Origin of the sequence: Limosilactobacillus avistercoris, from assembly GCF_014836425.1 — a bacterium.
In the GTDB taxonomy this organism is placed as follows: Bacteria; Bacillota; Bacilli; order Lactobacillales; family Lactobacillaceae; genus Limosilactobacillus; species Limosilactobacillus agrestimuris.
The window spans coordinates 1-13,480 of the sequence record NZ_JACSQW010000016.1 but is presented as its reverse complement, the minus strand read 5'-3'; the positions used below and the strand labels follow the sequence as shown (position 1 = coordinate 13,480).

Here is a 13,480-nt window from a genome sequence, read left to right as displayed (position 1 = left end):
TCATGGCTCATCGTGATGATGTCGTTTTAGACGTTAATGAAAAGCCCAAAACAGGTCAATGGATTGGGCTTTCACTTCAACACATGTTTTCCATGTTCGGTTCCACCGTCTTGGTACCGATTCTGGTTGGGTTAAATCCCGGCATTGCACTTTTTAGTTCTGGTGTGGGTACGTTAATGTACCTTTTAATTACTAAACATAAGATTCCGGCCTATATGGGATCGAGTTTCTCATTCGTTGTTCCAATGATGGCACTGATGAAGACAACGGGTTATCCAGGAATTGCTCAAGGGACAATCGCGGTTGGATGTGTCTATTTAATCGTTGCTTTAATTGTTAGTTTGATTGGTTCAGATTGGATTGATAAGATCTTGCCCCCAATTGTGGTTGGACCAGTTGTAGTTGTAATCGGTCTTTCCTTAGCAAGTACTGCTGCTAAAGATGCAACAATTAATTCCGTAACGGGTAAGTATGACCTGAAGTTCTTTGCGGTAGCGATGATTACGATGCTGTTAACGATTGCCTTTAACATGTATTTTAAGGGCTTCATGGGCTTAATTCCAATCTTGATGGGGATTGTTTTTGGTTATATTGTTGCCTGCCTATTTGGAATTGTTGACTTTGCACCCGTAGAAAAGGCACACTGGTTTAGCCTTCCTGCGTTCCAAATTCCGTTTATCAGCTATCATCCACAGTTTTATTGGGGTGCGATCTTGAGTATGGCGCCAATAGCCTTTGTAACAATGACCGAGCACCTTGGTCATATTATGGTATTGAATGAATTAACTGAACGGAACTACTTTAAGAATCCAGGCCTTAGTCATACTTTGGCCGGTGATGGGACAGCATCGATTATTGCCGGATTCGTTGGTGGTCCTCCAGTTACCAGTTATGGTGAAAATATTGGTGTGATTGCAATCACTAAGGTTCAATCCGTTTACGTTATTGCTGGGGCAGCGGCCTTCGCGATCTTCTTCAGCTTTATCGGGAAACTTAGTGCATTGATTGAAACAATTCCAATGCCTGTTATTGGTGGGATTTCCTTCCTGCTCTTTGGGGTAATTGCCTCCAGTGGTTTACGGGTAATGATTGAAGATCAAATTGACTTCAATAAGAAGCGGAATTTGATGATTGCTTCAGCGATTCTTGTAATCGGAATTGGAAATGCCTACCTTCAATTAGGACAATATCAATTCTCTGGTTTAGCAGTTGCTGCTGTTTTAGGAATTATCCTAAACCTTGTTCTTCCACAAGAAGCACGGAGCGAAAAAGAAATTGCCGCTAAGGTTAACCAATCAAAATAAAAAGTGAGTAGAGAGACTGGTGATTAATCCAGCCTCTCTACTATTTTAAAGATAAGCAACACTAAGGCGGACCAACAGTTGAAATGGATGAATCAGCATTTCAATAAATTGGTCAAGCTTTCCATTTGTGTATGTGAAAAAATGATTAAAAAGACACGCTTGAAAATGAGTCAAATGAGCAAAATGCTACTAAAATAGGGCTTCCTTGGCGTTTTGTTCCCCTAAAAAATTAGAAATTTTTTTGAATGTTCCCTCAAATGATGATATATTAATATTCGTATATTGGGCTAGTTCGTATGGTATACGACGTTCATCCAATTTACAGCCAAATTATTGTTATTAAGGAAAGAGGTGAAATATGAATGGGCGGTGATGCTTTTACTTTTAAGTTTCTTGGTTTAACTTTTAATGCGACAAACATTATTTCAGGCCTTGTTATTTATGCGATCGTATTCTTCGTGTTATTTGGCATGTCCCGAAAGATTCAAATGAAGCCTAAAGGGGCGCAAAACGTTTTGGAATGGTTGATTGACTTCACGAACGGAATTGTCCGTAGTCAGATGCCAAACGAAGAGACTGGACATTATAGCTTCTTTGCTTTTGTCCTCTTCGTCTTTATCTTCTTTGCAAACCAATTTGGGTTGATTTTTAACCTTAGTTGGAATAACCAAGAAATTCTTAGAAGTCCAACGGCGGATCCAGTTGTTACTTTAACATTCTCACTGATGGTAATTGTTTTGGCACACTTTGCAGGAATTGCAAACCATGGTCTTGGTGGTTACTTGAAGGGGTATGTAAAGCCATTTGCATTGATGTTGCCAGTCAATATCATTGAAGAATTGGCTAACTTCTTAACTTTGGGTTTGCGGATCTTTGGTAACATTTTTGCCGGTGAATTGCTATTGAAGTTGGTTGCTCAAGTTGCCTTCTCACATGGTGCTTTGACAATCATTCCAGGATTCTTGCTTGAATTGCTTTGGCAAGGGTTCTCAGTATTTATCGGTTCAATTCAGGCATATGTTTTTGTAACATTAACGACGGTTTATATTTCTCGGAAGGTTTCCGAATAATAATCTATCTCTCAAGGAGGAATTTTAAAATGGCATTAGGAGCAATTGCTGCAGGACTCGCGGCTATGGGTGCCGCTATCGGTGGTGGTATCGGTGATGGTATCTTGATCGGACACACTGTTGACAGTATCGCACGGCAACCAGAATTACAAAGTAGATTACAAGCAACGATGTTTATTGGTGTTGGTTTGATTGAAGCCATGCCTATCATCGCTATTGTTATCGGTTTCCTTGTTATGAACAAGTAATTATTTTGATTAATAATTTTTATTTCACAGAACAAGGAGGTGTCAATAGATGTTTGTGAACAGTGTTTTAGCTGAATCTAATAGCTTATACGTTGGTGATTTGGTATTTTACATCGTTACTTTCATTATTCTGATGCTACTTATCAAGCATTTTGCTTGGAAGCCAGTTACAGACATGATGAAGAAGCGTGCAGATAAGATTGCTAGTGATATTGATAACGCTGCTAAATCACGTGAAAACGCTGAAAAGATGGCTGCTAAACGACAAGCTGAACTCCAGAATTCTCACCAAGAAGCTGCTGACATTATTAATAATGCTAAGAAGTCTGGTGAAGCTCAACGGGCTCAAATTGTTGAAACTGCACAAAATGACGCTCAAGCACTTAAGCAACGCGCACAAGAAGATGCTAAACAAGCTCGTCGTGACGCGTTGAATGGTGCAAAGGATGACGTTGCAAACTTATCTATTGAGATTGCTTCCAAACTCATCCATAAAGAATTGAATGCGGATGATCAAAAGGAATTGATTGATTCGTACATTGAAGGGTTGGTAGATCATGAGTCTTGATAAGCAAACAGTTGCAAATCGTTATGCGAAGGCACTGTTCGAGTTGGTCGATGAAAACAATACACTCGATCAAACTTATCAAGAATTGACTGCTCTACGTCAAGTCTTTGAGGACAACGCTGCACTGGCCCCTGTATTATCAGGAGTCCAATTATCAATCAGTGAAAAGAAGTCCCTTATTGATGATTTGAAGAAAGGCTTTTCTCAACCGGTTTCAAATTTAATTCAAATGACTTTTGATTACGGCCGGATTAGTGATCTGGTTGCAATCATTGATGAGTTTGAACGACGGTATGACGCTAAAATGAAGCGTGTTCATGCTGACGTTGTTACAGCGATCCAACTTGATAAACAACAACGTGATCAACTTAAGGCTAACTTAGCTCAACGTTTTGGTGCTAAGGAAGTTGTTCTTCATGAACAAGTTGATCCTGAAATCTTGGGCGGAGTTATTGTTCGTCTTAATAATAAGACGTTAGATGGTAGCTTAAGTTCAAAGATTAAGCAGATTCGTCGTTTACTAGTTAGATAATAATCTTATTTCGAAGAGGTGAGACCTTTATGAGCATTAAAACTGAGGAAATCAGTTCACTCATCAAGAAGCAACTTGCCAACTATCAAGACAAGGTATCTGTCGAAGAAACGGGTACTGTTACCTATGTTGGTGATGGTGTTGCTCGTGCTGACGGCTTGGAAAATGCCATGGCTGGTGAGTTGCTCGAATTTAGTAACGGTGTTTACGGAATGGCACAAAACCTCGAAAGTAACGATGTTGGTATCGTTATTTTGGGAGATTTCTCTGGCATCCGTGAAGGTGATACCGTTAAGCGGACGGGTCGAATCATGGAAGTCCCCGTCGGCGATGCATTGTTAGGACGGGTTGTTGATTCACTTGGTCGTCCCATTGATGGACTTGGTGAAATCAAGACTGACAAGACACGTCCAATTGAAAAGAAGGCTCCAGGTGTTATGGAGCGGAAGAGTGTTAGTGAACCATTGCAAACTGGTATTAAGGTTATTGATGCCTTAGTACCAATTGGTCGTGGTCAGCGTGAGTTGATCATTGGTGACCGGAAGACCGGTAAGACTGCCATTGCATTGGATACCATCATTAACCAAAAGGGCAAGGGCGTAATTTGTATTTACGTTGCGATTGGTCAAAAGGAATCAACTGTTCGTGCGAACGTTGAAACCTTACGTCGTTACGGAGCATTAGACTACACAATTGTTGTTTCAGCTAGTGCTTCTAACCCTGCACCAATGCTTTACATTGCCCCTTATGCTGGTGCCGCAATGGGTGAAGAGTTCATGTATGGTGGTAAGGATGTTTTGATTGTTTATGATGATCTTTCAAAGCAGGCCGATGCTTACCGTGAACTTTCCTTAATTCTTCGTCGGCCTCCTGGTCGTGAAGCTTACCCTGGTGATATTTTCTATACTCACTCACGGTTACTAGAACGTGCTGCACGGTTGTCTGATGATCTTGGTGGCGGTTCAATGACTGCATTACCAATTATTCAAACCCAGGCTGGTGACGTTTCTGCCTACATTCCAACCAACGTTATTTCCATTACTGATGGACAGATTTTCTTGAACGCTGATGAGTTCTATGCAGGTCAACGTCCAGCCATTGATGCTGGTACATCAGTTTCTCGTGTTGGTGGGGATGCCCAGATCAAGGCAATGAAGAAGGTTGCTGGGACATTGCGTTTGGATATTGCGTCATATAACGAATTGGCTTCATTCGCCCAATTCGGTTCTGATTTGGATGAAGCAACCCAAGCTAAGTTGTCACGTGGTAAGCACACAATGGAACTTCTGAAGCAGGGCTTGCACCAACCACAACCTGTTGAACAACAAGTTGTAACCTTGTTTGCATTGTCAAACGGGTTTGTTGATCAAATTCCAGTGGATGATGTTTCACGTTATGAAAGTGAACTTGCTACATTTATGCATGCTAATCACCAAGACCTTTATGACACGATTAAGTCAACTGGTAAATTACCAGAAGGTGACGACTTGAAGAATGCTGTTGCTGATTTCACGAAATCATTCCAAACCAGCGATGACAAGAAGAAAGCCGCACAAGAAAATTAATAATGACTAGTCGAAAGGACGGTGAGATTTAGTGCCAGCTTCACTTGCTGCTGTTAAGCATAAGATTGAATCCACTAAGAGCACGCGCCAGATTACTTCTGCCATGCAAATGGTTTCAACTGCAAAATTGAATCAAATTCAACACCATACTCAGACATATGAAGTATATGCTGAGAAGGTTAAGAATATGTTGTCCGATCTGGTTAAATCTCACAACGCATCTGCAGCTAGTGCCAGTCATGACGCTTATGCTGCGTTGTTTGAGAAGCGTCCAGTTAAAAAGACTGGAATTTTAGTTATTACATCTGATCGTGGCTTGGTTGGTAGTTACAATAACAATATCATCAAGCAAACTTTACAATTGATGAAGGATAAGAATTTAACCGCTGAAAACACGGTATTCTTAACGGTTGGTAAAACAGGAACTGAATTTTTCAAGAAGCGTGGGATGAACGTTGTTTACCAATATTCAGGAATCAGTGATGTACCAACATTCCGTGAAGTTCATCAAATTGTAAAGACTGCTGTTCAGATGTACGACGATGCTGTATTTGATGAGATGTACCTGGTATATAGCCACTACGTCAACCGAATTACATCCCGAGTACGGGTTCATGATGTATTACCAATTACGGCTGAATCCTTGATGGATGATGAGGAAAATTCTGCTGAATCCACTAAGGATGAATCACCAATTACGGCTGAATACGAATTTGAACCTTCGGATACGGAAATTATTGCAGGTCTTGTCTCACAATATGCTGAAAGCCTATTATATGGGGCAATCCTTGATGCAAAGACATCAGAACATTCTTCAAGTGCAAACGCTATGCGGTCTGCAACTGATAATGCTGATGACATTATTTCATCATTGGAATTGCAATATAACCGTGCTCGTCAAGCTGCGATTACCACTGAAATTACTGAAATTACCGGTGGTATGACAGCACAAGAATAAAATTTAACTGAGGAGGAAACAACATGAGTTCTGGTAAAGTTGTCCAAGTTGTCGGACCAGTTGTTGATATTGAGTTCCCCTTAGATGAAAAACTACCAGAGATTAACGACGCGTTAAAGATCAAGGAAAGTGATGACAAGACTTTGACTACTGAAGTTGCTCTTGAATTGGGTGACGGTGTAGTTCGGACGATTGCCATGGACGGTACTGATGGTCTTCAACGGGGAATGGAAGTCGAAAACACTGGTGCACCTATTAGTGTACCGGTGGGTGACGATACTCTGGGACGTGTTTTCAACGTTTTAGGTGAACCAGTTGATAACGGTCCTAAATTTGGACCAGATGCAAAGCGGATGCCTATTCATCGTGATGCACCTAAGTATGATGAATTAAATAACAATACTGAAATCCTTGAAACTGGGATTAAGGTTATTGACTTGTTAGCACCATATGTTCGTGGTGGTAAGATTGGGTTATTCGGTGGTGCCGGTGTTGGTAAGACCGTTTTGATTCAGGAATTAATCCACAACATTGCTCAAGGTCACAATGGTATTTCTGTCTTCACAGGTGTTGGTGAACGAACCCGTGAAGGTAACGATATGTACTATGAAATGAAGGCTTCAGGAGTCCTTGAAAAGACTGCCATGGTTTATGGCCAGATGAACGAGCCTCCTGGTGCTCGTATGCGGGTTGCCTTAACTGGACTTACTATTGCGGAATACTTCCGTGATGTAAAGGGCCAAGATGTTTTATTGTTCATCGATAACATTTTCCGGTTTACTCAGGCCGGTTCAGAAGTTTCTGCTCTTTTGGGACGGATTCCTTCTGCCGTTGGTTACCAGCCAACGTTAGCTACTGAAATGGGTCAATTGCAGGAACGGATTACTTCTACTAAGAAGGGTTCAATTACTTCAATTCAAGCCGTTTATGTTCCAGCCGATGACTACACCGACCCTGCTCCAGCTACGACATTCGCTCACTTAGATGCCACTACTAACTTGGAACGGCGGTTAACTCAAATCGGTATTTACCCAGCCGTTGACCCATTAGCTTCAACTTCTACAGCGTTAACTCCTGAAATTGTTGGTAAGGAACACTATGAAGTTGCTACTGAAGTTCAACATGTTTTGCAACGGTACCATGAATTACAAGATATCATTTCAATCCTTGGGATGGATGAATTATCTGATGACGAAAAGGTTATCGTTGCTCGTGCTCGGCGAATTCAAAACTTCCTATCACAAAGTTTCAGTGTTGCCGAACAATTTACTGGTACGCCAGGTAAGTACGTTCCATTGAAGGATACTATTAAAGGATTTAAGGGTATTCTTGAAGGTAAGTACGATGACTTACCAGAAGAAGCATTCCGGTTGGTTGGTACAATCGACGATGCTGTTGAAAAGGCTAAGAAAATGAAGGCTGATGCTGCTGAAGAATCTGCAGATTAGGAGGGATAATTATGGCTGATACTAAGTTTAAAGTCACCATTATCACTCCAGATGGTACGGTTTATGATAATGATAATGCCACGATGATTGTTATGAACACTTCTGGTGGTCAAATGGGGATCATGGCTAATCACGTACCTGTATTAGCATCATTATTAATTAGTCAGTTACGAATCAAGCATGATGAGGGTACTGATGAAATTGCCGCTGTTAACGGTGGGATCATGCAATTTGATGGTCACACAGCCTTAATTACGGCGGACAGTGCTGAAATGCCTGAAAAGATTGATGTTGAACGTGCTCAACATGCGGTAGAGCGCGCTAAGGAAGAAATTCAAAAGGCGAAGAAAGCTCATAAGCAAAATGATCTCGCTCGGGCTGAGGTTCATTTGAAGCGGGCTGTTAACCGTCTGAAGGTTTCTAAGTTCAAACATAAGTAACTGCTTTTAACGAAGTAAAAAGGATATTTAATGAGTTTTTCCTCATTAAATATCCTTTTTTGATTATTAACTTAGTCTAAAGGTTATTAATGATGACTGATCACCCGTTAGTTGGTATGATAAGATTGTAGTTGGTTTTAAAGAAGGTGAAATTGGTGCAAATGACAGGAATAAAAGCTTTAGTAGAAATAGTTATCCAGCTCGGAATGATTTGGTTAACGTTTACCGCAATTCAGGGATTTCGGCTTGAACGATTCTTCCGTCAACCACCGAAAACATTGCCGTTAGCCATTGTCTTACTTTCTACAGCAATTGGTTACTTATGTGCCAGTTTCTTTATTGGTTTTATTAATGCGGTTAGCCAACTACCCGGTTTATTGCGTTGATTTAATAAGGAGTAAGTTATGGAAAAGATAATTATTAAGGGTGGTCATCGTTTATTTGGACGCGTCGCCGTTGAAGGAGCAAAGAATGCTGTGCTACCACTTCAGGCAGCTGGTATTCTTGCTTCTACTGGAACTTTTCATTTAACGAATGTTCCGGTATTATCAGATGTCCTAATGATGAATGAATTATTAAAGTTCTTAAATATTCGGGTTCAATTTGATCAAAAAAATCATACTATTGATTTGAATGCGAGTTCAAAGCTTTCTTCAGAGGCACCCTTTCAATATGTAAGTAAAATGCGTGCGTCAATGGTGGTAATGGGACCATTATTAGCAAGAACTGGTTATGCAAAGATTGCACTTCCTGGTGGCTGTGCGATTGGTTCACGACCAATTGATCTCCACCTTAAGGGACTGCGCCAGCTTGGAGCAGTGATTGAACAACATGATGGCTATATTGAAGCACATGCAGATCGGCTAGTTGGGACAAATATTTACCTCGACTTCCCAAGTGTTGGCGCAACGCAAAACATTATGATGGCGGCAACATTAGCCCAGGGAATTACGACGATTGAAAATTGTGCTCGTGAGCCAGAAATTGTTGATTTGGCAAATGCCTTAAATAAAATGGGAGCACGAGTTCACGGCGCTGGAACTGATGTTATTCGTATTCAGGGAGTTAATTTCCTCCATGGTTGTGATTATCGGGTAATGTCTGACCGGATTGAAGCAGGGACATTTATGATTGCTGCTGCTGCGACTAATGGTGATGTGGTTGTTGAAAATACAGAAAGTAAGTATAATGAACCACTAATTGCTAAGTTACAAGATATGGGAGTGACGGTAATTAACCAAGATGACGGGATCCGTGTTCTTGGTACCTCAGTTTTGTTACCATCAACAGTTCAGACAGCACCGTATCCTGGCTTCCCAACTGATTTACAGCCACAGATGACTGTTTTACAATTATTAGCAAATGGGACCAGTACAATGAATGAAACTGTCTTTGAAAAACGATTTATGCACCTTGAAGAATTACGGCGGATGAATGCTGATTATCAAATCAAAAACTCGACTGCAGTATTAAGTGGTCCGACTAAATTTAGTGGGGCAGAAGTTGCTGCTACCGATTTACGTGCTGGGGCTGCCTTGGTAATCGCTGGATTAGTTGCCCAAGGGATCACTCAAGTACGAAATCTGAAATATCTTGACCGAGGATACTATCATCTTCACCAAAAATTAGCCCAGCTCGGTGCACAAATTGACCGAATCAATATTGATGACCAGATCCAATTAAAGACGGAGGAAGCTGCCAACCATACTGAACGTGGTTAGTATTTTTCAATTATGTGGTATAATTACCAACGTTATTATAAAGATTTGGCCGGAAGGAGAAATTACATAAATGGCAAAGGATATCGGAATCGATTTAGGAACTGCAAACGTTCTAATTTATGTTCAAGGCAAGGGGATCGTCTTGAACGAACCTTCAGTTGTTGCGATTGATACGCAAACTAATAAAGTTTTAGCTGTTGGTTCAGAAGCATATCGAATGGTTGGACGGACGCCAAGTAATATTCGGGCTATTCGTCCATTGAAGAATGGTGTTATTTCCGACTTCGATGTTACCCAAGAAATGCTTTCGTACTTTATCGGCAAATTAAGCGTTAAGGGCTTTATGTCAAAACCAGATATTATGATCTGTGCCCCTACAAACATTACTGAAATTGAACGAAAAGCGATTATTCAAGCAGCTGAGCAATCAGGTGGGGGTAAGGTTTACCTTGAATATGAGCCTAAGGTTGCTGCAATCGGTGCTGGCCTTGATATCTTTAAGCCACGCGGTAGTATGGTGATTGATATGGGTGGTGGTACTAGTGATATTGCCATTCTTTCATTAGGTGATATTGTTGCTAGTCAGTCTATTCGAATGGCTGGTGATAAGTTGAATAATGATATTACTGCTTATATTAAGGACCATCACGGCTTGATTATTGGTGAACATACCGCTGAACAAATCAAGATGGAAATTGGGACTGCTTTACCAGTTGACGAACCAAAGAAGATGGATGTCCGTGGTCGTGATGTTGCAACTGGAATGCCAAAGCAAATCACAACTGATGAGAACGAAATCGAAGAGGCAATTCACGGGACACTTGAACAAATTGTTAAGGCAACAGTTGGCGTCTTAGAAACGATCCCACCTGAGTTGGCTAGTGACATTATTGATCGTGGTATCATGCTAACGGGAGGGACTTCTCTTCTTAAGGGAATCGATCAGCTCTTTAGCGATCATTTAAAGGTTCCCGTTGTCGTTTCTCAGGATCCGCTTGATAATGTTGCTAAGGGTGCTGGTGAAATGCTTGAACGGATGCAAAAGACCGATAACGGTAAAAAGAGTAAGAAGTAATGGTTAAGTTCGCAAGTCGAATGATTCGATGGTATCAGCGAAACATATCGGCAAGGCGACCATTTAAAGTTTGTCGGTATTATCCCTCTTGTTCAGAATATACGTTGGAAGCAATTCAACGATTTGGAATGAGGGGGATATTACTTGGAATTGTGAGGTTATTACGGTGTCAACCATTTACTCGTGGTGGCTATGATCCAGTTCCAACAAAATTTACTTTCCATCGAGTTATGAAATAGTAAAGGTGAAAAAGTGACAAGAAAAGATAAAAAAATTGAAGTTAATGTAAAAGATATTGAACGTCGTCATCAACCAGTTCAACAAGTTTTTATTGGTAAACGATTGATTGGTGAAGTATTAGCAGATGGTAATCGTTTTAAGGCTCTCCTGACTGCTGATGAAAGTGAATTTTATGTTCACTCCCAAGAAGAGGGACTTGAAGTTGTATTACAGCAGTATCATTTACACCAAGGATAATGCGATACAGTAGCGTTGCCCAAATCTCAAAAAAGGAGTTAAAGAATGCAACGTTCTCAAAGTGATGATGAAAGCCGAATTGATTGGGGAATTATATTCTGTGTCTTGCTATTAGCTTTAATTGGCTTAGCATCAATTTATGTTGCTGCCGTCCATGATACAGGTGGTTCAACGAGTGTGATGCGACAAGTAGTTAGTCAGTTAATTTGGTATATTATTGGGATAATTCTAGTTGTTGTAATTATGCAGTTCGATTCTGAACAACTATGGAAGGTTGCACCACTAGCATACTGGGTTGGAATATTTTTGATGTTTGCGATCCTAGTGTTCTATAGTCGTGCATACTATACTAATACAGGGGCTAAAAGTTGGTTTGCAATTGGTCCATTTACGTTTCAGCCATCGGAAATCATGAAACCGGCCTATATTTTAATGATGGGACGGGTAATTACAACACATAATAATCGGTATAATGTTCATACCGTTAGATCTGATTGGCGATTAATTGGGACCATGTTCCTCTGGTTATTACCAATTTTAATTTCATTAAAGTTACAAAATGACTTTGGGACAGGACTTGTCTTTTTTGCAATTTTCTGCGGGATGATTCTTGTTTCGGGTGTTACATGGCGAATCATTGCGCCAACCGCTATTGCTCTGGTTGTAATTGGTGGTTCGGCATTAGCAATGGTTACTAGTTCGATTGGACGGACAATTTTAGAGCATGTTGGTTTTCAGGCTTACCAGTTTGACCGGGTTGATACTTGGCTTCATCCGGAACAAGATACTAGTAACCAGGGATACCAACTATGGCAAAGTATTAAGGCTGTCGGTTCTGGGGGCATTACCGGGACCGGATTCAATAATTCCAAGGTTTATGTACCTGTTCGTGAATCTGATATGATTTTCTCTGTTATTGGTGAAAACTTTGGCTTTATTGGAAGTGCACTGCTAATTCTCCTCTACCTCTTGTTAATCTACCTGATGATCCGGGTTACGTTTGATACCAGGAACGAATTCTATGCATATATTTCGACTGGTGTTATTATGATGATTTTATTCCACGTTTTTGAAAATATTGGGATGAATATTGGATTACTGCCACTAACTGGGATTCCGTTACCATTTATCAGTGCCGGTGGTTCCTCACTAATCGGTAATTTAATTGGGATCGGGATGGTAATGTCGATGAGATATCACCATCACTCTTACATGTTTAGTAGTAATAAGGAATTTAGATAAGTGGGGTGTCATGGAAAATGGCTGCTGAAAGTTATTTTTGGACAAAAAAACAAGATAATGGTAATGTCCGGATTGGATTAAATGATAGTGGACGTGATGATCTAGGCCAAATTAGTTTTATTGATGTTCCTGCGACTGGGACGAAGTTAACTAATGGTGGTAAGTTTGTTGCGGTTGAAGCTGAAAAGGCTGTTACTGATATTGACAGTCCAGTCGATGGTGAAATTGTTACAGTAAACCAAAAGGCAATTGACCAACCAGAGCTCCTTGATTCGAGTGATGAGAATGATAACTGGATTGTTGAAGTAAAGGCATAGAGATTGAAAGTCAATTATAAAAAGACGTAGCTGAGCGTTTCAGTCACGTCTTTTTTAATTTTTAAAATTTAATTGGGTATCTGTCAACTGGTATGGTTGACTAAAAATACTTCCTACGAAAATGTAGGGGGTATTTTTTTATGACGAATTGTCAAACCAAGTGCAACGGTTTCTCAAAAAATACTTCATATGGGGTTTCATAATTTAACACTTTTCGAGGACGACGGTTCAGCTGATGTTGGCAGAAACTGACGTCCTTATCTGTATAGTCATCAATATCAGTTCTTTTAGGAAAGTATTCCCTAATTAGGCCATTAGTATTTTCATTAGTTCCTCTTTCCTCTGGTGAATATGGATCTGGCCAATAAATAGCTACTCCTAAACGTTCTCGAATATCATTTAGGCTAAGAAATTCACGCCCATGATCTGGAGTCAATGAATGGACAAATTCTTTAGGGATAGATCCTAAGAGATCAACTAAGCCCTGATTAACATCAGCTGTTTCTTTGTGATTG

Annotated in this window: 17 protein-coding genes; 16 read left to right on the top strand and 1 reads right to left on the bottom strand. The window is 40.4% G+C overall.

Translation table 11 applies throughout. The features are described 5' to 3' along the window. Positions 1 to 2 precede the first annotated feature (2 nt). The 16 genes from H9564_RS06450 (at position 3) to H9564_RS06375 (ending at position 12,965) form a co-directional block, all read left to right on the top strand. Entirely contained in the window at positions 3 to 1,304 is a 1,302-nt protein-coding gene (locus tag H9564_RS06450; protein WP_191684696.1) for a solute carrier family 23 protein, read from the top strand. A gap of 362 nt (positions 1,305 to 1,666) precedes the next feature. Further along, on the top strand, positions 1,667 to 2,374 hold the full coding sequence (gene atpB / locus H9564_RS06445) for a F0F1 ATP synthase subunit A (protein WP_191684694.1): 708 nt from the start codon (positions 1,667 to 1,669) through the stop codon (positions 2,372 to 2,374). A gap of 29 nt (positions 2,375 to 2,403) precedes the next feature. Beyond that, positions 2,404 to 2,622, top strand: a complete 219-nt coding sequence (gene atpE, locus H9564_RS06440) for a F0F1 ATP synthase subunit C (protein ID WP_003666561.1) — start codon at positions 2,404 to 2,406, stop codon at positions 2,620 to 2,622. A gap of 49 nt (positions 2,623 to 2,671) precedes the next feature. Continuing rightward, positions 2,672 to 3,190 carry a F0F1 ATP synthase subunit B gene (atpF, locus tag H9564_RS06435; RefSeq protein WP_182580669.1) on the top strand — a complete coding sequence of 173 codons (519 nt, stop codon included), beginning with the start codon at positions 2,672 to 2,674 and terminating at the stop codon, positions 3,188 to 3,190. Next, a complete protein-coding gene (atpH, locus tag H9564_RS06430) occupies positions 3,180 to 3,722 on the top strand; it encodes an ATP synthase F1 subunit delta (protein ID WP_191684693.1) in 543 nt (180 codons plus the stop codon). Before atpF ends, atpH begins: the two co-directional genes overlap by 11 nt. A gap of 29 nt (positions 3,723 to 3,751) precedes the next feature. After that, the gene (gene atpA, locus H9564_RS06425; protein ID WP_191684691.1) at positions 3,752 to 5,287 is read left to right on the top strand and encodes a F0F1 ATP synthase subunit alpha; all 1,536 of its coding nucleotides are present in this window, start codon (positions 3,752 to 3,754) and stop codon (positions 5,285 to 5,287) included. A 31-nt stretch (positions 5,288 to 5,318) separates the two neighbouring features. Further along, positions 5,319 to 6,245 carry a F0F1 ATP synthase subunit gamma gene (locus tag H9564_RS06420; RefSeq protein WP_191684689.1) on the top strand — a complete coding sequence of 309 codons (927 nt, stop codon included), beginning with the start codon at positions 5,319 to 5,321 and terminating at the stop codon, positions 6,243 to 6,245. Positions 6,246 to 6,268: 23 nt separating this feature from the next. Beyond that, positions 6,269 to 7,693 carry a F0F1 ATP synthase subunit beta gene (gene atpD, locus H9564_RS06415; RefSeq protein ID WP_191684687.1) on the top strand — a complete coding sequence of 475 codons (1,425 nt, stop codon included), beginning with the start codon at positions 6,269 to 6,271 and terminating at the stop codon, positions 7,691 to 7,693. 11 nt (positions 7,694 to 7,704) lie between these two features. Next, the gene (locus H9564_RS06410) at positions 7,705 to 8,133 is read left to right on the top strand and encodes a F0F1 ATP synthase subunit epsilon (protein ID WP_191684686.1); all 429 of its coding nucleotides are present in this window, start codon (positions 7,705 to 7,707) and stop codon (positions 8,131 to 8,133) included. Positions 8,134 to 8,294: 161 nt separating this feature from the next. Continuing rightward, entirely contained in the window at positions 8,295 to 8,519 is a 225-nt protein-coding gene (locus H9564_RS06405; protein ID WP_225209582.1) for a DUF1146 family protein, read from the top strand. Positions 8,520 to 8,537: 18 nt separating this feature from the next. Then, complete coding sequence (murA, locus tag H9564_RS06400; RefSeq protein ID WP_191684682.1) at positions 8,538 to 9,854, top strand: UDP-N-acetylglucosamine 1-carboxyvinyltransferase; 1,317 nt, start codon at positions 8,538 to 8,540, stop codon at positions 9,852 to 9,854. A gap of 70 nt (positions 9,855 to 9,924) precedes the next feature. Then, positions 9,925 to 10,929 carry a rod shape-determining protein gene (gene mreB / locus H9564_RS06395; protein WP_191684680.1) on the top strand — a complete coding sequence of 335 codons (1,005 nt, stop codon included), beginning with the start codon at positions 9,925 to 9,927 and terminating at the stop codon, positions 10,927 to 10,929. Then, on the top strand, positions 10,929 to 11,168 hold the full coding sequence (gene yidD, locus H9564_RS06390; RefSeq protein ID WP_191684678.1) for a membrane protein insertion efficiency factor YidD: 240 nt from the start codon (positions 10,929 to 10,931) through the stop codon (positions 11,166 to 11,168). The genes mreB and yidD overlap by 1 nt, the downstream gene beginning before the upstream one ends. A 13-nt stretch (positions 11,169 to 11,181) precedes the next feature. Then, positions 11,182 to 11,406: a DUF2969 domain-containing protein gene (locus H9564_RS06385; protein ID WP_191684677.1), complete on the top strand. Its 225-nt coding sequence runs from the start codon at positions 11,182 to 11,184 to the stop codon at positions 11,404 to 11,406. 45 nt (positions 11,407 to 11,451) lie between these two features. Beyond that, on the top strand, positions 11,452 to 12,648 hold the full coding sequence (locus H9564_RS06380) for an FtsW/RodA/SpoVE family cell cycle protein (protein WP_191684675.1): 1,197 nt from the start codon (positions 11,452 to 11,454) through the stop codon (positions 12,646 to 12,648). Between the two features lie 17 nt (positions 12,649 to 12,665). Beyond that, complete coding sequence (locus H9564_RS06375) at positions 12,666 to 12,965, top strand: glycine cleavage system protein H (protein WP_191684674.1); 300 nt, start codon at positions 12,666 to 12,668, stop codon at positions 12,963 to 12,965. A gap of 151 nt (positions 12,966 to 13,116) precedes the next feature. Here the strand turns inward: H9564_RS06375 and H9564_RS06370 are convergent. Beyond that, the coding region (locus H9564_RS06370; protein ID WP_191684672.1) for an IS30 family transposase at positions 13,117 to 13,480 on the bottom strand (364 nt) is incomplete at its 5' end.

What these genes read in the sequence shown, in the direction of transcription:
- H9564_RS06450 (WP_191684696.1), top strand. Translation starts at nt 3, where the DNA reads ATGGCTCATCGTGATGATGTCGTTTTAGACGTTAATGAAAAGCCCAAA.
- atpB (WP_191684694.1), top strand. Translation starts at nt 1,667, where the DNA reads ATGGGCGGTGATGCTTTTACTTTTAAGTTTCTTGGTTTAACTTTTAAT.
- atpE (WP_003666561.1), top strand. Translation starts at nt 2,404, where the DNA reads ATGGCATTAGGAGCAATTGCTGCAGGACTCGCGGCTATGGGTGCCGCT.
- atpF (WP_182580669.1), top strand. Translation starts at nt 2,672, where the DNA reads ATGTTTGTGAACAGTGTTTTAGCTGAATCTAATAGCTTATACGTTGGT.
- atpH (WP_191684693.1), top strand. Translation starts at nt 3,180, where the DNA reads ATGAGTCTTGATAAGCAAACAGTTGCAAATCGTTATGCGAAGGCACTG.
- atpA (WP_191684691.1), top strand. Translation starts at nt 3,752, where the DNA reads ATGAGCATTAAAACTGAGGAAATCAGTTCACTCATCAAGAAGCAACTT.
- atpD (WP_191684687.1), top strand. Translation starts at nt 6,269, where the DNA reads ATGAGTTCTGGTAAAGTTGTCCAAGTTGTCGGACCAGTTGTTGATATT.
- H9564_RS06410 (WP_191684686.1), top strand. Translation starts at nt 7,705, where the DNA reads ATGGCTGATACTAAGTTTAAAGTCACCATTATCACTCCAGATGGTACG.
- H9564_RS06405 (WP_225209582.1), top strand. Translation starts at nt 8,295, where the DNA reads ATGACAGGAATAAAAGCTTTAGTAGAAATAGTTATCCAGCTCGGAATG.
- murA (WP_191684682.1), top strand. Translation starts at nt 8,538, where the DNA reads ATGGAAAAGATAATTATTAAGGGTGGTCATCGTTTATTTGGACGCGTC.
- mreB (WP_191684680.1), top strand. Translation starts at nt 9,925, where the DNA reads ATGGCAAAGGATATCGGAATCGATTTAGGAACTGCAAACGTTCTAATT.
- yidD (WP_191684678.1), top strand. Translation starts at nt 10,929, where the DNA reads ATGGTTAAGTTCGCAAGTCGAATGATTCGATGGTATCAGCGAAACATA.
- H9564_RS06380 (WP_191684675.1), top strand. Translation starts at nt 11,452, where the DNA reads ATGCAACGTTCTCAAAGTGATGATGAAAGCCGAATTGATTGGGGAATT.
- H9564_RS06375 (WP_191684674.1), top strand. Translation starts at nt 12,666, where the DNA reads ATGGCTGCTGAAAGTTATTTTTGGACAAAAAAACAAGATAATGGTAAT.